The organism is Streptomyces mayonensis (assembly GCF_018982965.1).
Lineage (GTDB): Bacteria > Actinomycetota > Actinomycetes > Streptomycetales > Streptomycetaceae > Streptomyces > Streptomyces mayonensis.
Window position 1 is genome coordinate 1 of sequence record NZ_JACBYP010000136.1, and the last position, 20,313, is coordinate 20,313.

17 protein-coding genes are annotated in these 20,313 nt (G+C 72.8%); 5 read left to right on the top strand and 12 right to left on the bottom strand.

All coding sequences use genetic code 11. The features are described from left to right. Positions 1-137: 137 nt before the first annotated feature. The 3 genes from argG to HZS56_RS32835 all read right to left on the bottom strand — a co-directional run bounded on the left by argG (position 138) and on the right by HZS56_RS32835 (position 4,652). On the bottom strand, positions 138-1,583 hold the full coding sequence (gene argG / locus HZS56_RS32825; protein ID WP_216724466.1) for an argininosuccinate synthase: 1,446 nt from the start codon (positions 1,581-1,583) through the stop codon (positions 138-140). Positions 1,584-1,699: 116 nt separating this feature from the next. Then, on the bottom strand, positions 1,700-3,139 hold the full coding sequence (locus HZS56_RS32830) for an NAD-dependent succinate-semialdehyde dehydrogenase (RefSeq protein ID WP_216724467.1): 1,440 nt from the start codon (positions 3,137-3,139) through the stop codon (positions 1,700-1,702). 247 nt (positions 3,140-3,386) lie between these two features. Next, positions 3,387-4,652, bottom strand: a complete 1,266-nt coding sequence (locus HZS56_RS32835; protein WP_216724468.1) for an aspartate aminotransferase family protein — start codon at positions 4,650-4,652, stop codon at positions 3,387-3,389. 243 nt (positions 4,653-4,895) lie between these two features. Between HZS56_RS32835 and HZS56_RS32840 the strand changes: the two genes are divergently transcribed. Both HZS56_RS32840 and HZS56_RS32845 read left to right on the top strand, forming a co-directional pair. Continuing rightward, the gene (locus HZS56_RS32840) at positions 4,896-6,647 is read left to right on the top strand and encodes a PucR family transcriptional regulator (RefSeq protein ID WP_216724469.1); all 1,752 of its coding nucleotides are present in this window, start codon (positions 4,896-4,898) and stop codon (positions 6,645-6,647) included. Positions 6,648-6,709: 62 nt separating this feature from the next. Continuing rightward, entirely contained in the window at positions 6,710-7,282 is a 573-nt protein-coding gene (locus tag HZS56_RS32845; RefSeq protein ID WP_216724470.1) for a dihydrofolate reductase family protein, read from the top strand. Positions 7,283-7,440: 158 nt separating this feature from the next. Here the strand turns inward: HZS56_RS32845 and HZS56_RS32850 are convergent, their stop codons facing one another. From HZS56_RS32850 to HZS56_RS32865, 4 genes are read right to left on the bottom strand one after another with little or no spacing between them, the layout of a single operon-like run. After that, positions 7,441-9,822 carry a beta-xylosidase/alpha-l-arabinosidase gene (locus tag HZS56_RS32850; RefSeq protein WP_216724471.1) on the bottom strand — a complete coding sequence of 794 codons (2,382 nt, stop codon included), beginning with the start codon at positions 9,820-9,822 and terminating at the stop codon, positions 7,441-7,443. Continuing rightward, complete coding sequence (locus HZS56_RS32855) at positions 9,819-10,637, bottom strand: carbohydrate ABC transporter permease (protein WP_216724472.1); 819 nt, start codon at positions 10,635-10,637, stop codon at positions 9,819-9,821. Before HZS56_RS32855 ends, HZS56_RS32850 begins: the two co-directional genes overlap by 4 nt. Further along, a complete protein-coding gene (locus HZS56_RS32860; protein WP_216724473.1) occupies positions 10,634-11,590 on the bottom strand; it encodes a carbohydrate ABC transporter permease in 957 nt (318 codons plus the stop codon). Before HZS56_RS32860 ends, HZS56_RS32855 begins: the two co-directional genes overlap by 4 nt. Positions 11,591-11,600: 10 nt before the next feature. Beyond that, positions 11,601-12,905, bottom strand: coding sequence for an ABC transporter substrate-binding protein (locus HZS56_RS32865; protein ID WP_216724474.1), 1,305 nt, complete (start codon positions 12,903-12,905; stop codon positions 11,601-11,603). Positions 12,906-13,043: 138 nt separating this feature from the next. Here HZS56_RS32865 and HZS56_RS32870 point away from each other — a divergent pair, with 138 nt between their 5' ends. Together HZS56_RS32870 and HZS56_RS32875 are read left to right on the top strand one after the other, a co-directional pair. Further along, complete coding sequence (locus HZS56_RS32870; RefSeq protein WP_216724475.1) at positions 13,044-14,066, top strand: LacI family DNA-binding transcriptional regulator; 1,023 nt, start codon at positions 13,044-13,046, stop codon at positions 14,064-14,066. Positions 14,067-14,129: 63 nt separating this feature from the next. Beyond that, on the top strand, positions 14,130-14,552 hold the full coding sequence (locus HZS56_RS32875; RefSeq protein ID WP_216724476.1) for a hypothetical protein: 423 nt from the start codon (positions 14,130-14,132) through the stop codon (positions 14,550-14,552). A 21-nt stretch (positions 14,553-14,573) separates the two neighbouring features. Here HZS56_RS32875 and HZS56_RS32880 read toward each other — a convergent pair whose 3' ends face one another. From HZS56_RS32880 to HZS56_RS32895, 4 genes are all read right to left on the bottom strand, one after another. After that, on the bottom strand, positions 14,574-15,050 hold the full coding sequence (locus HZS56_RS32880; RefSeq protein ID WP_216724477.1) for an NUDIX hydrolase: 477 nt from the start codon (positions 15,048-15,050) through the stop codon (positions 14,574-14,576). A 68-nt stretch (positions 15,051-15,118) separates the two neighbouring features. Then, positions 15,119-16,732 (bottom strand): apolipoprotein N-acyltransferase, encoded by a 1,614-nt coding sequence (gene lnt / locus HZS56_RS32885; protein ID WP_216724478.1) that lies wholly within the window; start codon positions 16,730-16,732, stop codon positions 15,119-15,121. Between the two features lie 125 nt (positions 16,733-16,857). Next, positions 16,858-17,400: a hypothetical protein gene (locus HZS56_RS32890; protein ID WP_216724479.1), complete on the bottom strand. Its 543-nt coding sequence runs from the start codon at positions 17,398-17,400 to the stop codon at positions 16,858-16,860. A gap of 79 nt (positions 17,401-17,479) precedes the next feature. Continuing rightward, the gene (locus HZS56_RS32895) at positions 17,480-18,265 is read right to left on the bottom strand and encodes a glutamate racemase (RefSeq protein WP_216724480.1); all 786 of its coding nucleotides are present in this window, start codon (positions 18,263-18,265) and stop codon (positions 17,480-17,482) included. 39 nt (positions 18,266-18,304) lie between these two features. Here HZS56_RS32895 and HZS56_RS32900 point away from each other — a divergent pair, with 39 nt between their 5' ends. Next, the gene (locus HZS56_RS32900; protein ID WP_216724481.1) at positions 18,305-19,528 is read left to right on the top strand and encodes a glycosyltransferase; all 1,224 of its coding nucleotides are present in this window, start codon (positions 18,305-18,307) and stop codon (positions 19,526-19,528) included. Between the two features lie 21 nt (positions 19,529-19,549). On the opposite strand, the gene HZS56_RS32905 is transcribed toward HZS56_RS32900, so the two are convergent. Further along, a partial coding sequence (locus tag HZS56_RS32905) for a TerD family protein (protein ID WP_444875601.1) occupies positions 19,550-20,313 on the bottom strand: 764 nt, incomplete at its 5' end.

Sequence of the window (20,313 nt, forward strand, 5' to 3'; positions counted from 1 at the left end):
CCCCCCCCCCCCCCCCCCCCCCCCCCCCCCCCCCCCCCCCCCCCCCCCCCCCCCCCCCCCCCCCCCCCCCCCCCGCGGGGGGGCCCCCCCCCCGGCCCTTGCCGGTGCGGGGTCCTCCTCCGAGGCCCGGGGACGGGTCAGTCCGTGCCGGACTCCATCGCGGCGCGGTCCAGCCACTCGTCCTCGCCGGACACCTCGCCGCGGGAGGCGATCGCCTGGGCGCCGCCCTCGGGCATGGCGCCGATCAGCCCGGTCGCGGCGGCCTGGGCGGCACCGATGGCGGGGTTGGCGGTGCCGATCAGGCCGAGCCCCGCGTACTGCTCCAGCTTGGCGCGGGAGTCGGCGATGTCGAGGTTGCGCATGGTCAGCTGGCCGATCCGGTCGACCGGGCCGAAGGCCGAGTCCTCGGTGCGCTCCATGGAGAGCTTGTCCGGGTGGTAGCTGAACGCCGGGCCGGTGGTGTCGAGGATCGAGTAGTCCTCACCGCGCCGCAGCCGCAGGGTGACCTCGCCGGTGACGGCCGAGCCGACCCAGCGCTGCAGGGACTCCCGGATCATCAGCGACTGCGGGTCGAGCCAGCGGCCCTCGTACATCAGGCGGCCCAGGCGCCGTCCCTCGGTGTGGTACTGGGCGAGGGTGTCCTCGTTGTGGATGGCGTTGACCAGGCGCTCGTAGGCCGCGTGCAGCAGGGCCATGCCGGGCGCCTCGTAGATCCCGCGGCTCTTGGCCTCGATGATCCGGTTCTCGATCTGGTCGGACATGCCCATGCCGTGCCGGCCGCCGATGGCGTTGGCCTCCATCACGAGGTCGACCGGGGAGGCGAACTCCTTGCCGTTGACCGTGACCGGGCGGCCCTGGTCGAAGCCGATCGTCACGTCCTCCGGGGCGATCTCGACCGACGGGTCCCAGAACCGCACGCCCATGATGGGCTCCACGGTCTCCACGCCGGTGTCGAGGTGCTCCAGGGTCTTGGCCTCGTGGGTGGCGCCCCAGATGTTCGCGTCGGTGGAGTACGCCTTCTCCGTGGAGTCCCGGTAGGGCAGGTCGTGGGCGACCAGCCACTCGGACATCTCCTTGCGTCCGCCCAGCTCGGTCACGAAGTCCGCGTCCAGCCACGGCTTGTAGATCCTGAGCTGCGGGTTGGCGAGCAGGCCGTACCGGTAGAACCGCTCGATGTCGTTGCCCTTGAACGTGGAGCCGTCGCCCCAGATCTGGACGTCGTCCTCCAGCATCGCCCGCACGAGCAGCGTGCCCGTGACGGCCCGGCCGAGCGGCGTGGTGTTGAAGTAGGCCCGCCCGCCGGAGCGGATGTGGAACGCCCCGCAGGTGAGTGCGGCCAGCCCCTCCTCGACCAGCGCCGCGCGGCAGTCGACCAGGCGCGCGATCTCGGCGCCGTAGGTCTTGGCACGGTCGGGCACCGAGGCGATGTCGGGCTCGTCGTACTGACCGATGTCGGCGGTGTACGTGCAGGGGACGGCACCCTTGTCACGCATCCACGCGACCGCGACCGAGGTGTCGAGGCCGCCCGAGAAGGCGATACCGACGCGCTCGCCGGTGGGGAGGGAGGTGAGGACCTTGGACATAGGAAGAGTATGCATGATTACGCATGACCATGCAAAGCCCCCTTGTCACGGGTCCGGACCCGCCCGCCCGCCCCGTTCCGGGACCGGCGGAACCGGAACCGCCGGAACCGCCTCCCTCACCGGCTCGGCATCGCCACGTACTGGTACTCCAGGAACTCCTCGATGCCGACCCTGCCGCCCTCGCGGCCGAGGCCCGACTGCTTGACACCGCCGAAGGGCGCGGCCGGGTTGGAGACCAGCCCGGTGTTGAGCCCGACCATGCCGACCTCCAGGCGTTCGCTGACCCGAAGGGCACGGTCCAGGCCCCCGGTGAAGACGTAGCCGACGAGTCCCCAGGGGGTGTCGTTGGCGCGGCGGACGACCTCGTCCTCGTCCTCGAAGGTGAGGACCGCCGCGACGGGACCGAAGATCTCCGTCCCCATGAGGCGGCTGTCCGGGGAGACGTCGGTGAGCACGGTGGGCGGGTAGAAGCAGCCGGGCCCCTCGGGCGTGCTGCCACCGACCAGCACCCGGGCACCGCGTCCGACCGCGTCGGCGACCAGTTCCTCGACCTTGGCGCGCCCGGCGGCGTCGATGAGCGGGCCGACGTCGACGCCGTCACGGGTGCCGGGGCCCACGACGAGCGCCGCCATCCGCCGGGCGAGCCGCTCGGCGAACTCCTCCGCAACCGAGCGGTGCACGAAGAAGCGGTTGGCGGCGGTGCAGGCCTCGCCCATGTTGCGCATCTTGGCGACCATCGCGCCGTCCACGGCCGTGTCCAGGTCGGCGTCGTCGAAGACGACGAACGGCGCGTTGCCGCCCAGTTCCATCGAGGTCCGCACCACCGTGTCCGCGCACTGCGCGAGGAGCAGCCGGCCGACGGCCGTCGAACCGGTGAAGGACAGCTTGCGGATGCGCCCGCCGCGCAGCAGCGGTTCGCAGACCTCGCCCGCCCGCGACGTGGTGACGACGTTCAGTACGCCGTCCGGCAGCCCGGCCTCCTGGAGGATCGCGGCGAGGGCGAGGCTGGAGAGCGGGGTCTGCGGGGCGGGCTTGAGCACCATGGTGCAGCCGGCCGCGACCGCCGGGCCGATCTTGCGGGTGCCCATGGCGAGCGGGAAGTTCCAGGGGGTGATCAGCAGGCAGGGGCCGACCGGGCGGCGGGAGAGCAGCATGCGGTTGCGGCCGTCGGGCAGGACGCCGTGGCCGCCGTCGATCCGGACGGCCTCCTCGGAGAACCAGCGGAAGAACTCCGCGGCGTAGGCGACCTCGCCCCGGGCCTCGGCCAGCGGCTTGCCCATCTCGGCGGTCATCAGGCGCGCTAGCTCGTCCGTGCGCTCCAGGATGATCTCGTAGGCGCGGCGCAGGATCTCGCTGCGTGCCCTGGGGGCCGTACGTGCCCACTCCTCCTGCGCCTGGACCGCCGCCTCCTCGGCGAGCCGGGCGTCCTTGGGTCCGGCGTCGGCGACGTGGGCGAGGATCTCGCCGGTCGCGGGGTCGTCCACGGGCATGACGGCGCCGTCCGCGGCGTCCGTCCAGGTGCCGCCGACGAAGAGCTGGGTGGGGGTGTCGGTCATGGGGTCCCTCCTGGTCGCCGGTGTGCGGTCGGTGCGGGGCGGGTGGTGCGGCGGGGCGCGGTCGGCGCACTGCGGGTCGTGCGGCCGTACGCGATCGGCGCACTGCAGGCCGTGCGGCCGTACGCGATCGGCGCACTGCGGATCGTGCGGCGGGGCGCGGCGGCCGTCACCGAAGCGGGCAGCGGCGCGCGGCCGGGCGGCACCGGGGCGCGGCCGCCGGACAGCGCACCGCCGGGGAGCACCGCCGTCACCCGTCCGCCCCCGACGTACCGGCCTCGACGGCCGCCGCCCAGGCCCGCAGTCCCTCGTCGACGCCCGCCTCGTCGATCACGAGGGCCGGGATCATCCGCACCACCTGGTTCCAGGCCCCGCAGAGCAGGAGCAGCAGGCCTTCGTCGACGGCGGCCCGCTGCACCCGGGCGGCGGTGCCGGGGTCCGGCTCGCCGTCCTCGGTGACGAACTCGCTCGCCAGCATCAGCCCCATGCCCCGTACGTCGCCGATGGCCGGCGTGCCGGCCGCGACCGACTCCAGGCCCTGGCGCAGCCGGGCGCCCATCGTCCCGGCGTTCTCGACCAGCTTCTCGTCGCGTACGACGTCGAGCGTGGCGCAGGCCGCCGCGCACGCGACCGCGTTGGCGCCGTACGTACCGCCCTGGGAGCCCGCCCAGGCCTTCCGCATCAGCTCCTCCGGGGCGGCGATGCCGGACAGCGGGAAGCCGCTGGCCAGTCCCTTGGCGGTGACGAGGATGTCGGGGTCGACGCCGAAGTGCTCGTGGCCCCAGAACCGTCCGGTGCGGCCCACGCCGGTCTGCACCTCGTCGAGGATCAGCAGGAAGCCGTGCCGGTCGGCCCGTTCGCGCAGCCCCTCGACGAAGGCGCGGTTCGCGGGGACGTATCCGCCCTCGCCGAGGACCGGTTCGACGATCACGGCGGCGGTGTCGGCGGGCGAGGAGATCGTCTGCAGGGTGTAGTCCAGCTCCTTGAGGGCGAAGCGGGTGGCGGTCTCCTCGTCCCAGCCGTAGCGGAAGGCCGTGGGAAAGGGGGTGACGACCACGCCGCTCATCAGCGGCGAGAACCCGGAACGGAAGCGGGTCCCGGAGGTGGTCATGGAGGCGGCGGCGACGGTCCGGCCGTGGAAGCCGCCGTGGCAGACCAGTACGTTGGGCCGCCCGGTGGCCTGCCGGGCCAGCCGCAGCGCGGCCTCGACCGCCTCGCTGCCGGAGTTGGTGAAGAACAGGCTGTCCAGTCCGGCGGGCAGCACCTCGCCGAGCCGGTCGACCAGGCGCCGCAGCGGCGGGTGCATGACGGTCGTGTACTGGCCGTGGACCAGGGTGGCGACCTGCTCCTGGGCGGCGGCCACGACCCTGGGGTGGCAGTGGCCGGTGCTGGTGACGCCGATGCCGGCGGTGAAGTCCAGATAGCGGCGGCCGTCCTCACCGTGGAGGTGGACGCCCTCGCCCCGGACCGCCACCACGGGGGTGGCCTGGCGAAGGTGCGGCGACAGTGCGGTCATGCTCGTCTCCCGGCCTGCTCGTCGGTGTCCTGCGTCGCCCCGAGCCTTCCCGCCCCAACGGGCCCGGCAACGCCTGATCTGTCCGGTCCGGGCGCCGCAACCGGACGTTGTGTCAACCGTTCGGCGTACCCGGGGCCGCCCCGTCCGCGCCCCTGCCGCGCTCCGAGCGCCCTTGCGCAGGTCAACCGGGCTTGTCAGAGTGACCAGGGTGCACAAGGTGGCCCAGGTGCGCAGGGAGGCGCCGTGAGCGAGGACCCGCAGGCGGTCCCGGCGGGCCGGTCGCCCACCGTGGCCGACGTACTGGCCCTGCCCGTGCTGGCCGGGGGCGAGCCGCGGGTGGTCACGGGCGGGGAGTCCACCGACCGGCCGGTCCGCTGGGTCCACATCACCGAACTGACCGACCCGGCCTCCTTCCTCAAGGGCGGCGAGCTCGTCCTGACCACCGGCATGCCGCTGCCCGACGACCCCGCCGGGGTCCGCCGCTACGTCGACGAACTGGCCGACGTCGGTGCCGCCGCCCTGGTCATCGAGCTGGTACGCCGCTACCACCGGCCGCCCGACGCCCTGGTACGGGCGTGCCGTGCGCGCGGCCTCCCCCTCGTCGCACTCGCCCGGGACGTCAACTTCCTGGAGGTCACGCAGGTCGTCCACACGCTGATCCTCGGCCACCAGGCGGAGGCGATGCGCCGCACCCAGGGCGTCCACGAGGCGTTCACCGCCCTCACGCTGCGCGGCGCGGGTCCCGAGGAGGTGCTGCGCGCCGCGGCGGAGATGACCGGCCGCGCGGTCGTGCTGGAGAACCTGGTGCACCGGGCGCTGGTCTGCGAGCCCGCCACCGCTCATGCGGCGCTCTCCGGCTGGGAACGGCGTTCGCGCACCGCGTCGGCCACCGACCGCGTCGGACTCTCCGGTCCCGAGGGGTGGCTGGTGGCCCCGGTGGAGTACCAGGGGGAGCGGTGGGGACGGGTGGTCATGCTCCCCGGCCCGTCCCCCGTCAAGACCGGCCCGCCCCCTGTGGAGACCGGCCCACCCCCCGGGGAAACCGGCACGTCCCCCGGCAGGACCGGAAAGACCGGCACCGGGAAGGCGGCCGCGGGCCCTGCCTTCGGCCCCGAGGACGTGACGGTGCTGGAGCGGACCGCGATGGCCCTCACCATCGCCCGCCTCACCCGCCCGGCCCCCTGGGAACGCACCGCCCACCGCAACGCCCTGCGCGACCTGGTGGAACAGCGGCACCGCTCCCCCGCGGACGCGCGGGCCCGCGTCGTGGCCCTCGGACTGGCCGCGCAGGACGCCCGGTTCGTCGCCGTCCTCGTGGACCTGCCGCCCGGCCGGGACGCGTCGGACGCCGAGACGAGGCTCTCCGAGGAGCTGGGCGCGACGGGAGCGCAGGCCCTCGTCGGGCTGCTCTCCCCCGGCCGTCTCGGCGTGCTGCTGGCGCTGCGCCCGTCCCGGCCGTGGCGCGAGGCGGCCGAGCGGCTGGGCCGTGCCGCCCTGGACGCGGCCCCGGGGGCGACGGTGTGCGTCGGGGCACCGGCCGACGACGTCTCCGACGTGGCCCGCTCGTTCCGCGACGCGGCCCGGGTGGCCGAGGCGACCGAGCCCGGCCGTCCCCTGCCGCCCGGCCGTTCCTTCCACGAGCGGTCCGACGTCGGCCTGCGCCGCCTGCTGTTCGCGCTGCGCGACGATCCCCGGGTCCAGGACTACGCGGAACGGCAGTTGGGCCCGCTCCTCGAACACGACGCCCGGCACGGCACCCGTCTCGTGGCCACGCTGCGCGGCTATCTGGACGCCGCCGGCAGCAAGACCGTCGCCGCCCGCTCGACCGGTCTGTCCCGGGAGACCGTCTACCAACGGCTGCGCGCCATCGAGCGGTTGCTCGACCGCGACCTGGAGTCGGGCGAGCAGCGCACCGAGCTGCACGTGGCACTCCAGACCCTCGACGCGCTGCGGACCCACCCGCCCTCCGGAAGCGGCTTCCCCCACGACCGATGAGTCTCCGCCCCGCTCCCGGTCTGAGAGGTACAGGAACCGGACGGGAAGCGTTGGGAAACGACATGCGTACTCTGATCAGCACCGCCTTCGTCTCGCTCGACGGTGTCGTGGAGGCACCCGGCGGCGAGCCCGGCTACCGGAACTCCGGGTGGACCTTCCAGCACGTCGAGTTCCTCCCCGAGGCGTACGAGATCAAGGCCCGGGAGCAGCGCGAGGCCGCGGCGCTGCTGCTCGGCCGGGTCAGCTACGAGGCGTTCAGCCCGGTGTGGCCGGACATGCCGGAGTTTCCCGAGTACCGGACGATGCCGAAGTACGTCGTCTCCACCACCCTCGGCGAGGACGACCTCGTCACGAACTGGGGAGGGACGACGATCCTGCGCTCCCTCGACGAGGTCGCCGCGCTGAAGGAGACCGTGGGCGGCCCGATCATCGTGCACGGCAGCGCCACCCTGAACCGGGGCCTGTCGGACGCCGGTCTGATCGACCGCTACCACCTGCTGGTGTTCCCGCTCCTGCTCGGCGCGGGCAAGCGACTGTTCAGCGACACGGACAAGGACGCCCAGCGGCTGCGGCTCGTCGAGCACGAGGTCTATGCCAACGGTCTGCAGAAGAACGTCTTCGACGTCGTCCACTGACGCATCGCCGTCCACCGGCTCCCGTCCACCGGCGCACCGTGCACCGGGCCGTCGTGCACCGGGCCGTCACCGACGGGAACCGTAGGACGGGAGGCGGTGCCGGGAACCTGCCCGGCACCGCCTCCCGCCCCCCCCGGCGGCCGAGTTCCGCCGGCGGCTCAGTCGCCCGGGACGGCGTCCTGTGTGAACTCCGCGTGCAGCCGCCGCGTGTGGTCGACCCGTCGTTCCGGCCCGGTGAGCGTGACCCGGGCCGTCAGCGGCGGCGCCGTGCTGGAGGCGGCGAACCGCAGCTCCAGCTCTCCCGGTTCGACCACGCGCGCTCCGTCGCGGCCGGTGAAGGAGGCCAGGTCGGCCGGGACCTCGACGCGCACCGTGCGGGCCTCGCCGGGGGCCAGCGGCACCCGCGTGTAGCCGATGAGGCGCTGCACCGGCTGGACGACGGAGGCGACCGGGTCGTGCAGGTACAGCTGGACGACCTCGGTGCCGTGCCGTTCGCCGGTGTTGCGGACGGTGATCCCGAGCGAGAACTCGCCGTCGGTGGGCGCCTCGCCGGCGTGCACCACGAGGTCGCTCCAGTCGAACGTGGTGTACGTCAGGCCGTGCCCGAAGCCGAAGGCGGGCGTGGGGTCGATGTTGGACACCTCGCTGGCGTGGGCGAGCGGCGCCCCGAGGTAGGTGGCCGGCTGGGCCCCGGCGCCGCGCGGCACGCTGACGGGCAGCCTGCCGGTAGGGCTGGTGCGTCCGGCGAGCACCCCGGCGACGGCGGCGGTGCCCTCCTCGCCGGGGAAGAAGGACTGCACGACGGCGGCGGACTCCGCCACGGCCCGGCCCAGCGCGTAGGGCCGGCCCGCGAGCAGCACCGTCACGACCGGCCTGCCGGTGTCCAGGAGCGCGTCGAGGAGCTGCTGCTGGGCGCCGGGCAGGACCAGTGACTCGACGTCGCAGCCCTCCCCGCTGGTGCCGCGGCCGAACAGCCCCGCGCGGTCGCCCAGCACGGTGACGACGACGTCCGCGTCCTGGGCCGCGCGCACGGCCTCGGCGATGCCGGACACGTCGCCGTCGTCGACGCCGGTGCCCCGTACGACCGTGAACTCCGTGTCGGGGAACTCGGCCGCCAGGGTGTCGCGCAGGGTGGGCAGTTCGATGCCGAGCGGGGTGCCCGGGTGACGGACGCCGATGTGCTGCGGGAAGGAGTAGCAGCCCAGTACGGCGGTGGGCTCGTCGGCGTTGGGTCCGACCAGGACGATGCGGCGCGGCCTCTCCAGCGGCAGGGTGCCGTCGTTGCTGAGCAGCACGACCGCCTCCTCGGCGACCGCGCGGGCCAGTTCGCGGTTGCCGGGGCCGTCGAGGTCGATCCTGCCGCGCAGGGCGTCGGCGTCGTCGAGGTCGGCGCCGTCGAGTGCGGACGGCACCGGGTTCCAGTCCGGGTCGAGCAGCCCGAGCGCCGCCTTCTGGGTGAGGACCCGGCGCACGGCCCGGTCGATCAGCGCCTCGGGTACGCGGCCGTCGGCGACGGCCTCCAGCAGGGGCGCGCCGAACGTCTTGACGGTGGGCAGTTCGACGTCGACACCCGCCCGCAGCGCGGCCCCCGCGGCGCCCGCCCAGTCACCGGCGATGCCGTGCAGCGTCTTGAGGAAGGCGATGCCGAAGTAGTCGGCGACCACGGTGCCGTCGAAGCCCCACGTGTCCCGGAGCAGCCCGGTCAGCAGGTCCTCGTCGGCGGCCGCGGGCACGCCGTCGATGTCGGTGTAGGCGTGCATCACCGAGCGGGCGCCGCCCTCGCGGACCGCCATCTCGAAGGGGGGCAGCAGGACGTCGGCGCGTTCGCGCGGGCCGACGGAGGAGGGGGCGAGGTTGCGTCCGGCGCGGGAGGCCGAGTAGCCGACGAAGTGCTTGAGGGTGGCGACGATCCCGGCCGACTCCAGGCCCTGCACGTAGGCGGTGCCGATGGTGCCGACGAGGTACGGGTCCTCGCCGATCGTCTCCTCGACCCGGCCCCAGCGGGCGTCGCGCACCACGTCCAGGACGGGCGCGAGTCCCTGGTGGACGCCGACGGCCCGCATGTCGCGGCCGATGGCGGCGGCCATCCGCCGGACCAGGCCGGGGTCGAAGGTGGCGCCCCAGGACAGCGGCACGGGATAGGCCGTCGCGCCCCAGGCGGCGAACCCGGCCAGACACTCGTCGTGCGCGAGGGCGGGAATGCCGAACCGGTTCTCGGCGGCGATCCGGACCTGGGTGCGGAGCAGGGAGAGCGCACCGACGGCGGGGTCGACCGGAACCGTGCCGAAGGGCCGGGTCAGCTGGCCGAGGCCGGCGGGCAGGAGCGCGTCGAGGTCGACGGCCTCCTCCATGTCGTGCTGGTGGGGGGCGACGTCTCCGCCCTCGTTGGACGCGCCGACCCACACGCCGTACAACTGGGCGATCTTCTCCTCGGGGGTCATCGCTTCGATCAGCGCGGACACCCGGGTGGTGAGGGACTGGGCGGGGTCGTTCCAGAGGGGGACTTCGGGGGTGGTCTCTACGGCCACGTTGGCGGTCACTTTCCTCCGACACCCATCAGGCCCCGGACCAGGGCGCGACGGGCGAACAGGTAGACGAGCAGGATGGGCACCATGGACAGGACCACGGCTCCCAGCAGACCGGGGATGTCGATCCCGTGGGAGGTCTGGAAGTTGTACAGGCCCAGCGTGACCACCTTGGTGGACTCGGACTGGGTCAGCACGAGCGGGAACAGGAAGCCGTTCCACGCCTGGAGCGCGGAGAACACCACGATCGTGGACAGTCCTCCGCGGGACAGCGGCAGCACGAGCTGGAAGAACATGCGCCGCGGGTTGGCGCCGTCCATGGCCATGGCCTCGTACAGCTCCGGCGAGATGTCGCGCATCGCGCCGCTGAGGATCAGTGCGGACATCGGCAGGCAGAACGCGGCGGTGGGCAGGATGACGCCGAGCAGGTTGTCGTACAGCCCGGCCTCGCTGATCAGGTAGAACATCGGCACGATGACGGCCTGCGCCGGGATGGCGAGGCCGAGCAGGAACAGCCGGAAGATCGCCGACGTGGTCCGGCCGCGGCTGCGGACGATCGCGTAGGCGAGCGGCGGGACCAGCAGCAGCACGATGCCGATCACGCAGGCGGTGACGACAAGCGTGTTGAAGAAGTACCGGCCGAAGCCCGAGTCGAAGGCACCGGTGAAGTTGTCCAGCGTGAAGCTGTCCGGGAGCGAGACCGGGCCGTTCTCGGCGTAGTCCTGGCGGGTGCGCAGGGTCGCGGCGAGCAGCACGTACAGCGGCAGTCCGACCAGCAAGAGCCAGACGAGCGAGCCGGCGCCGGCCAGGTAGTTCGGTCGGCGCCTCATGACACACCCTCCATGGAGCTGCGCATCTTGTCGTAGCCGGAGACCCGGACGACGATCAGCGAGATGATCGTGGCCGCGACGACCAGGGCCAGGGCGATCGCGGAACCGGTGCCGTAGTCGAAGCTCTTGAAGGCCTTGTCGTACATGTAGTAGGCGCTGATCGTGGTGTCGGTGCCGGGGCCGCCCTGGGTCAGGATCAGGACCGTCTCGAACGTGGTCAGTCCGCCGACGATCATCAGGATCATCGAGGTGATCATGGAGGTGCGCAGCTGCGGCAGCGTGATGTGGAAGAACTGCCGGTAGCGGCCCGCCCCGTCGATCTCCGCGGCCTGGTACAGCACCTGCGGGACCGCGCGGGCGGCGCCCTGGTAGATCAGTGTGTGGAACGGGGTGAACTGCCAGGTGCTGACGAACGCCAGCACCCCGATGGCGCTGGCCTGTTCACCGAACAGGTTGCCGTCGCCGAACAGCCAGGCGGCGTCGGCCGGGATGCCGAAGTTCGGGTCGAGCAGCGCCCGCCACAGCACGGAGACGGCCGTCGCGGACAGCAGCAGCGGGATGAAGTAGATCACCGACAGGACGGCGCGGTTGCGCTGGTGGCCGGCGGCCCAGACGCCGAGCAGGATGCTCAGCGGGGTCTGCAGGACCACGCCGAGCGTGGTCAGCAGCAGGGTCAGCCAGATGCTCTCCAGCATCACCGGGTCGTCCATCAGGCGCGACCAGTTGTCCATGCCGACGAACTCGGGCGAGCTGATCCCGTCCCAGGCCATGAAGGACAGCACCGCCACCATGATCAACGGGACGATGGCGAAGAGGGCGAAGAAGAGCGCGGCGGGCACCGCCCAGCCGAAGCCGGGGCGGCCCACCTTCGTCGCGGACGAGGCGGGCGGCCGCCGCCGGGACTCCTTGCGGGGTCCGGCGGCGGGCGGGGCGCTCGTGAGGTCTGTGGTCATGAGCCGTTCGTCACTCGGTGGGGAGGGCCTGCATGGCCTTGATGAAGCCGTCCGTGTCGAGCGTTCCGCTGAAGAACTGCTGGATGGCCTTGTACATGTCCGAGCTCGCCTTCTGCGGGTACGCCTGGTCCCAGGAGAGCTGGAAATGGGGCGCGTCGGAGACGAGGTCGTACTGGAAGTGCGAGTACTCGGGCGTTCCCGAGGTGTCGATGAACTGGTTGGTGTTGGTGGTGGTCGGCAGGTTGCCGATCTCCAGCTGGGCCTTGACGAACTCGTCGGAGTACATGAGCTTCAGGAACTCGGCGACGGCCTCGGGGTGCTTGGTCTTCTTCATCACCGAGTAGTAGTTGTTGGGGTTGCCGGCGACGTTGGCCGGGTCGCCCTTGCCACCCTGCACGGTCGGGAAGGTGCTGTAGCCGAGGCCCTTCTCCGCGAAGTCCTTGTGATCGGTCAGCTGCTGGGAGAAGTACCAGGAGCCCATCAGCTCGAAGCCGGCCTTGCCGGAGGCCACCAGCTGGACCGAGCCGCCGTTGGTGTACTTGACGGAGTCGTAGTTCTTGCCGAAGGCGCCGGAGTCGACGAGCTGCTTGATCATGTCCAGGGCCTTCTTGCTGTCCGCGCTCTCCCAGGCGCTCTTGTCGCCCCCGACGGCCTTCGCGAACAGCTCCGGACCGGCTATGCGGTCGTAGAGGTACTGGAACCACATCTGCGTCGGCCAGACGTCGCCGCCGCCGAGCGCGATCGGCGTGACGCCCGCGTCCTTCAGCTTGCCGACGGCGTCGAGGAGTTCGTCCCAGGTCTTCGGCGGCTGGACGCCGGCCTTGTCGAGGACGTTCTTGTTGTGGAAGAGCAGGACCGGCTGGGTGCCGCGCATCGGGACGCCGTACGGCTTGCCGTCGACGACGGCGTTCTCCCAGACGGGCTGCAGGAACTTCTTCTCCAGGTCCGGGTCCTTCTTGATGAAGTCGTCGAGCGGCATCAGCAGGTCCGCCTTGACGAACGGCTTGATGCTGCCGCCGCCCCAGTTGTAGAAGATGTCCGGGGCCTGGGGGGTGCTGATGATCGTCTGGAGCTTCTTCTGGTAGTCGGCCCCGGGGATGGTGTCGAGGACGGCCTTGACGTCGGACGTCTTGTTGAAGGTGTCGACGATCTGCTGTTCCACCTTGTTGGTGGCGTCCCCGTAGACCAGGACATGGATCCTGTCGTCGTCGGACGACCCCCCGCCGTTCCCGTCACCGCAGGCCGACAGGCTCAGTGCCAGGGCGAGCGTCGCGCCGGTCGCGACCAGTCTGGGCATGAGCGCACGTGTTGTCATCGTTCGCCTTTCGAAAGTTTCGGCACCATCACCGAAAGTCCATGCTGGTCGGACAGTAGAGTCAGACAGGATTTCTGGTCAATGGGCGTGCAGGCGCCGACTCAAAACGTTATCGACGGCATGGCCTATCCTGCCCGCATGCACGATGAAGTTGAGGTGGGAGCGAGGATCACCCTGGCCGAGGTGGCGAAAGAGGCAGGAGTCTCTCCCTCGACAGTTTCGAAAGTCCTCAACGGTCGTTCGGATGTCTCCAGCAGCACCCGGGCCAGGGTCGAGCGACTGCTCGACGTGCACGGTTACCGCCGCCGCACCCCCAGCCCGCCTCGCTCCCAGCTCGTTGAACTCGTCTTCCACGAGCTGGACAGCGTCTGGGCGATGGAGCTGGTCCGGGGCGTGGAGACGGTGGCCCGGGCCAACCGGGCCGACGTGGTGCTCACCCGCAGCGGCACACGGCACGCGCCCGCGCCCGACTGGATCGAGGGCGTGCTCCGGCGCAGACCGCGCGGTGTCGTGCTGGTCTTCTCCTCCCTGCCGGAGGAGGTCAAGCACCGGCTGAGGGCCTGGAACATCCCGTTCGTCATCGTCGACCCGACCGGCGCCCCCGACCCCGACGTCCCTTCCGTGGGCTCCGCCAACTGGGCCGGGGGCCTGGCGGCCACCCGCCACCTCACCGACCACGGGCACCGACGCGTCGCGATCATCACCGGGTTCGAGGACATGCTCTGCTCACTGGCCCGGCTCGACGGCTACCGTTCGGCCATGAACATGGCGGGCCTCCCGGTCGACCCGCGGCTGGTCCGGCACGGCGAGTACAGCGTGCAGAGCGGCTTCGAGCACGGCATGGACCTGCTCGCCGGTCCCGACCGGCCGACGGCGGTCTTCGCGGGCAGCGACCTCCAGGCACTCGGCGTGCTGGAGGCGGCGCGGGTCAGGGGACTGAGGGTGCCGCAGGACCTCTCGGTGGTCGGCTACGACGACGTACCGCTCGCCCAGTGGTCGAGCCCGCCGCTGACCACCGTCCACCAGCCGCTGCGGCACATGGCCGAGGAGGCGACCCGCATGCTGTTCGCGCCGCGCATCCCGGGCCGGGCCGCCCACCGCATCGAACTGGCGACCCGGCTGGTCGTACGGCAGAGCACGGCGGCGTCTCCCACGGGATGATCCGAGGTTTCGGGCGGATGAGTAGGCTTCCGCCGGACGGGTGACTGCGCAGGGGGGGAACGCATGCCGACGGGAAACCACCCGGAGCTCGACGACGTACGGATCAGACATCTGGAGCTGATCCAGACGCTCGTGACCCGGATGGACAACAACTCCTTCCTGATCAAAGGCTGGTCGCTCACGGTGTTCGGCGCCATGCTCGCCTACGCCGTGGGCGGCGAGCACGACTCCGTGGTGCTGGTGAGCTTCGTCCCCGTCCTGGCCTTCTGGCTCCTTGACGCGTACTTCCACTACCAGCAGCGGCTGTTCCGGCGACTGTACGAGCGGGTGCGCAGATCCGACGCGGAGGTCGAGCCGTTCGCGCTGGACGTGACACCGGGCCGGGAGCGCACGGGCCTGCTCAAGGCGGCCGTCTCCCCCAGTTTGAGCCTGTTCTACGGCGGCCTGGCACTCAGCCAGGCCGCAACGCTGGTGTTCGTGCTGTGACGTGCGGCCGGCGTGCCGGCCTCAGGACCCGGCGGGTTCGAACCACGCGGGGGCGTCGGACAGGGCCAGCTTGATCCGGGTCTGCCCGAACTCCCCGAGCTCCGGCAGCGCGTCCACGGCGAACCAGCCCACCTCCAGCGACTCGTCGTCGTTGACCCTGGCCTCGCCCCCGACGGCGCGGCAGCGGAAGGTGATGTCCATGAACTGGCAGACGTCCCCGTTCTCGTACGTGACCGGGGTGAGCGCCTGGGCGAGGACCAGCCGCTCGACGACGCACCGGACCGCGGTCTCCTCCTCCACCTCGCGCACCGCGCAGGCGGCGGGCTGTTCGCCCGGCTCCGGGATGCCTCCGACCAGCGACCAGCGTCCGTTGTCGGACCGTCGGCCCAGCAGCACCCTGCCCTCGTCGTCGAAGACGACGGCGGTGACTCCGGGGAGCCAGAGCAGCTGGTGTCCGGCGGTGACGCGCAGATCACGGATGAAGTCGGGAGTAGCCATGCGGACGACCCTAACGGGCGCCGGCGGACACATCCGCCGGTGTCACGGGGCGTGCGACGGGCGTACGGCTACACGTCACGGGCGCGTCGCCCGCGCACACCCGCGCCGATCGCCCACCCGACCCCGCCGGCCGCGACCAGCACCAGGGCGATCTCGGGCAGCACCCCCAGCCGGGTGGCGGGCGTCTCGGAGGACCGCAGCGGCACCTCCTGCACCAGGGAGTCCGCCACGAACATGCCGGTCTTCTGGGTGATCCTGCCGTCCGGCATGATGATCGCACTGACGCCGCTGGTCACCGGCACGGTGACCGTCCGGCTGTGCTCCACCGCGCGGACCCGGGACATGGCGAGCTGCTGGTAGGTCATCTCGCTGCGGTCGAACGTCGCGTTGTTGCTGGGCACGGAGATCATCTGCGCGCCGTCGGTGACCTCGGAGCGCACGGCCCAGTCGAAGGCCGCCTCGTAGCAGGTCACCAGGCCGACCCGGGTGCCGGCCATGGTAAACACGCCGGGCTCGGTGCCCCGGCTGAAGTCCCGCGCGACCATCGTGGTCCAGGTGTCGTTGATCGCGCCGATCAGCGAGCGCAGCGGCAGGTACTCGCCGAAGGGCTGGATCTGCCGTTTGTCGTAGGTGTCGACGGGGCCCTTGTCCGGATCCCACAGGATCTGCTCGTTGAGCAGCCTGCCGTCGCGGTCCACGACACCGCCGACGGAGATGGGGACACCGATCGCCCTGGCCGCGCGGTCGATGACGGCGCGTGCGTCGGCGTTGGCGAAGGGGTCGATGTCCGAGGAGTTCTCGGGCCACAGCACGAAGTCGGGGCGCTGCGTCTTTCCCTCTCTCACCTCGGCGGCCAGGCGTTCCGTCTCCCGCGCGTGGTAGTCGAGTACGGCCCGGCGCTGCGCGTTGAAGCCGAGGCCCGCCCGCGGCACGTTGCCCTGGATCACCGCGACGGTCGCGGTGCCCTCCTCCGCCGTGTCACTGACCAGCGGCCGGGCGGCCACGGCGCCGACGACGGGCACGGCCACGCCGAGCAGGGCGACCGCGGCGGCGCCCCGCCTCACCTCCCCGCCGCGGCGGGCCCGGACGGCCAGGCGCACCGCCTCGTGGAGTCCGAAGCCGCACAGGACGACCGCGAAGCCGAGCACGGGTGTACCGCCGACCGCGGCCAGCGGCAGGAACACGCCGTCCGCCTGGCCGAAGGCGACCTTGCCCCAGGGGAAGCCCTCGAAGGGCACGCGCGCGCGTGCGGCCTCCCCCGCGATCCACAGCGCCGCGGCCCACAGCGGCTGCCCCGGCAGCTTCGACACCGCGGCGGCGCCGGCGCCGACCGCGGCGACGAAGAGCGCCTCGATCGCGGCCAGGGCGAGCCAGGGCCCGGGGCCGACCTCCACACCGGTCCACACCAGCAGGGGCAGCAGGAAGCCGAGGCCGAAGAGGTAGCCGAGGCCGAGCCCCGCCTTCCAGCCGCGGCCGCGCAGCACCCACCCGAAGCCTGCGAAGGCGGGCACGGCCAGCCACCACAGGGTGCGCGGCGGGAAGCTGACGTAGAGCAGCACCCCGGAGAGCACGGCGACCGCGGCCGGGGCGAGGCGCGTGAGCCGCGCGGCGGCGCGGGAGGCGGGGCTGGTCCGCGGCTGTGTCCGGTCCGGCTCGCCGACGGTGGTTGCGGTGGCTGTCACCCCCCGGAGTGTACGGCGGGCGCCCGCGCCGCGGACAGGACGGTCAGCGGCGCCCCGGGGCCGGAGCACCGGGACGCGTTGCCGGCCGGGGTGTGTCCGTGCCCGCCGTACCCCGGGCCGCAGGGTCAGTGGGCGGGGCCGGGTGCCTTCGGGCGCAGGCGGTCCTTGATGACCTGGACGGCCGCCTCCGCGTCGTCCACGGTGACCGTGAAGGTGTGGCCGTCCCACAGCCGCAGGATCAGCCCCTCCCCGCGCCGCACGACGACGGCCGTGCCCTTCTCCGGCCGCCAGCGGTAGCCCCAGCCGCCCCAGTGGCGCGGGGTGACGTGCGGGGCGAACTCGGCACCCGCGACGTGGGAGAGGGGGATGCGGCGCCTCGGCACGCCGATGTGGCCGCAGCGCACCTCGAGGCAGTCCTCGTCGACTCTCAGCGCGACGTGCACGAACGCGAGGGTGCCGAAGAGCACCAGCAGCCCCGCCGCGATGCACCCGACGACCGCCATGGCCAGCGGGGCGACACCGGACTCCCAGGCCGACTCGACGGCCAGGGCGATGCCGAACGCCAGGCAGGCGGCGCCGATGAGCGCGAGGAACCACTGGACCCGGCTGGTGGCACGTCCGGTCCAGACGTTCGACTCGGGGATGGTCTCGCCGTGGCGATGCCTCATGGATATGAGGTTACTCATGTTTCGCTGCGCCGGTACCTCGTCGCGCAGCGTGAGTGGGCCGACCGGGCGGACCCGCCGGTCAGCGGGCCTGCGTGACCGCCTGCAGGAGCCGGCCCTCCGCGTAGGCCGACGCGGACGCCGGCAGCGTTCCCTCGCGTCCGCTGAGCAGGACGGTGAGGGTGCCCTCGGCCGGGGCGCCGGGGTCGGGCCGGGCCCCGATGCGGCGCAGCGCCTGGGCGGCGACCGCTCCGGCGGAGCCGTGCAGGACGAGGCGCGGGGCGCCGGGCCGCTGCACGGCCGCGCGGATGCGTTCGGCGACCAGCTCGTAGTGGGTGCAGCCCATAACGACGGTCGTCACCCCGTCGGGGGTGAGTCCGGCCGCGGCGTCGACCGCGGCGTCGATCGCCGCCTCGTCCGCGTGCTCGACGGCGTCGGCGAGCCCCGGGCACGGCACCTCCGTGACCCTCGCGCCGCCGCCGAACTCCTCGATGAGGCCGCGCTGGTAGGCACTGCCCGTGGTGGCGGGCGTCGCCCAGATGGCCACGGGCCCGCCCCCGGCCGCGGCGGGCTTGATCGCCGGTACGGTGCCGATGACGGGCACGGCCGGTTCGAGCCGGGCGCGCAGCGCGGGCAGCGCGTGCACGGTGGCGGTGTTGCAGCCGACGATCAGTGTGTCGGGGCGGTGCGCGGCGGCGGCCTCGGCCACGGCGAGGGCCCGCCCGGTCAGGTCCTCGGGGGTGCGCGGACCCCAGGGCATGCCGTCGGGGTCCAGGGAGAGGATGAGATCGGCGTCCGGTCGCAGGCGCCGTACCGCGGCGGTGGCCGCCAGCAGACCGATTCCGGAGTCCATGAGCGCGATCTTCACCCGGCAACCATAGTCGATGAGCCGCCGCGGACCGGGGCCGTGGGGCAGACTGCGCACGTGAGCGCCGATGTGTGGACTTCCGTCGTGACCGTCGTATCCGCCCTCTCCCTCGCCGCCTGGCTGTGGCTGCTGCTCGCCCGGGGCTTCTTCTGGCGTACGGACGTCAGGCTGCCCGTACGGGAGGAACCCGCCGTCTGGCCCCCGGTGTGCGTCGTCGTACCGGCGCGCGACGAGGCGGCGGTCCTGCCCGCGAGCCTGCCCTCGCTGCTGGCCCAGGACTATCCGGGGCGGGCCGAGGTGTTCCTGGTCGACGACGGCAGTACGGACGGCACGGGCGAGCTGGCGCGCGAGCTGGCCCGGCGGCACGGAGGGCTGCCGCTGACCGTGGCCTCGCCCGGGGAGCCGCCCGCCGGCTGGACGGGCAAGCTGTGGGCGGTGCGGCACGGGATCGGCCTGGCCCGCGTACGTGGCCCCGAGTTCCTGCTGCTGACGGACGCGGACATCGCGCACGCCCCGGACAGTCTGCGCGCGCTGGTGTCGGCGGCCGGCCCCGGCGGGTTCGACGTCGTCTCCCAGATGGCCCGGCTGCGGGTGGAGAGCGTCTGGGAGCGGCTGGTGGTGCCGGCCTTCGTGTACTTCTTCGCGCAGCTGTACCCGTTCCGCTGGATCGGCGGGGGCCGCGCGCGGCGGGCGACGCGGACGGCGGCCGCCGCGGGCGGCTGCGTGCTGCTGCGCGCGGAGGCCGCCGAGCGGGCGCGGATCCCCGACGCCATCCGGCACGCGGTCATCGACGACGTGGCTCTCGCCCGTGCGGTCAAGGGCGCCGGCGGCCGGGTCTGGCTGGGGCTGGCCGACGGGGTGGACAGCGTGCGTCCCTACCCCCGGCTGCACGACCTGTGGCGGATGGTCTCGCGCAGCGCGTACGCCCAACTGCGGCACAACCCGGTGGTGCTGGCCGGGACGGTGGCCGGACTGGCGCTGGTGTACCTGGTGCCGCCGGTCTCCGTGGTGGTGGGCGCGGTGACGGCGACCGCGCCGGTCTGGATGTCCGGGGCCGCTGCCTGGCTGGTGATGGCGGGCACGTACGGGCCGGTGCTCCGCTACTACCGGCAGCCGTGGTGGCTCGCTCCGCTGCTGCCGTTCACCGCGTTCCTGTACCTGCTGATGACGGTCGACTCGGCGGTGCAGCACTACCGGGGGCGCGGTGCGGCCTGGAAGGGCCGCACCTACGCGCGCCCGGGCGCCGTGCCCGAGGAGGGCTGAGCACCCGCGGTCCGCCGCCGGTCACTTCCGGCCGGGGGTCCAGTTCATGCCCCAGCCGTAGGCGTGGTCGACCGTGCGCTGCGGGCTCACTCCGCGTTCGGGCACCAGGTAGCGGGCCTCGCGCTGGACGACGAGGTCGTTCCCGGTGTTGGTGATCAGGGCGAGGGCGCACACCGTCGAGGGCACGGTGCACTCGTCGAGCGAGAAGTCGACCGGGGCGCCGTGCTGCGGCTGGAGGGTGACGGTGGCGTGCAGGTCGGCGAAGGAGCGGGCGCCCTCGTAGATGGTGACGAAGACGAGGATGCGCCGGAAGTACCGCTGGTGGTCGAGGCTGATGGTGAGGTTCTCGCCGGCGGCCACGGCACCGGTGCGGTCGTCGCCGTCGAGGTGGATGAACGGCGGTTGGTGCAGGGCGCCGAAGGCGTTGCCGAGTGCCTGGACGACTCCCTTGCTGCCGTCGCTCAGTTCGTACAGGCAGCACAGGTCGAGGTCGAGGTCGTCGTGCATGGCGACCGAGCGGCCCAGCTTGCGGGCCCAGCCGGAGAACTGCTTGCGCGTCTGCCAGTTGAGGTTGACGCGCATGGCGCCGGAGGTGCCGCCCTGCTTGGTCAGTGAGACGGAGGGCGCCGCCTTGGTGAGCGTGACCTTGGACAACCGGACCGGCGCGGCAGCCGGTTGTCCGGCGGGAGGGGCCGCGGGAGGCGGGGGCGCGGCCGCGGGAGGTGCGGGCTGGGCCGCGGGCGCGAACGGCGCTGCGGGCGCGGGCGGAGGAGCGGCCGGCGGGG

Bases quoted from the DNA above. Each gene is read 5' to 3' on its own strand.
- argG (WP_216724466.1), bottom strand. From the start codon at position 1,583: ATGTCCAAGGTCCTCACCTCCCTCCCCACCGGCGAGCGCGTCGGTATC.
- HZS56_RS32830 (WP_216724467.1), bottom strand. From the start codon at position 3,139: ATGACCGACACCCCCACCCAGCTCTTCGTCGGCGGCACCTGGACGGAC.
- HZS56_RS32835 (WP_216724468.1), bottom strand. From the start codon at position 4,652: ATGACCGCACTGTCGCCGCACCTTCGCCAGGCCACCCCCGTGGTGGCG.
- HZS56_RS32845 (WP_216724470.1), top strand. From the start codon at position 6,710: ATGCGTACTCTGATCAGCACCGCCTTCGTCTCGCTCGACGGTGTCGTG.
- HZS56_RS32855 (WP_216724472.1), bottom strand. From the start codon at position 10,637: ATGAGGCGCCGACCGAACTACCTGGCCGGCGCCGGCTCGCTCGTCTGG.
- HZS56_RS32860 (WP_216724473.1), bottom strand. From the start codon at position 11,590: ATGACCACAGACCTCACGAGCGCCCCGCCCGCCGCCGGACCCCGCAAG.
- HZS56_RS32865 (WP_216724474.1), bottom strand. From the start codon at position 12,905: ATGACAACACGTGCGCTCATGCCCAGACTGGTCGCGACCGGCGCGACG.
- HZS56_RS32870 (WP_216724475.1), top strand. From the start codon at position 13,044: ATGCACGATGAAGTTGAGGTGGGAGCGAGGATCACCCTGGCCGAGGTG.
- HZS56_RS32875 (WP_216724476.1), top strand. From the start codon at position 14,130: ATGCCGACGGGAAACCACCCGGAGCTCGACGACGTACGGATCAGACAT.
- HZS56_RS32880 (WP_216724477.1), bottom strand. From the start codon at position 15,050: ATGGCTACTCCCGACTTCATCCGTGATCTGCGCGTCACCGCCGGACAC.
- HZS56_RS32890 (WP_216724479.1), bottom strand. From the start codon at position 17,400: ATGAGGCATCGCCACGGCGAGACCATCCCCGAGTCGAACGTCTGGACC.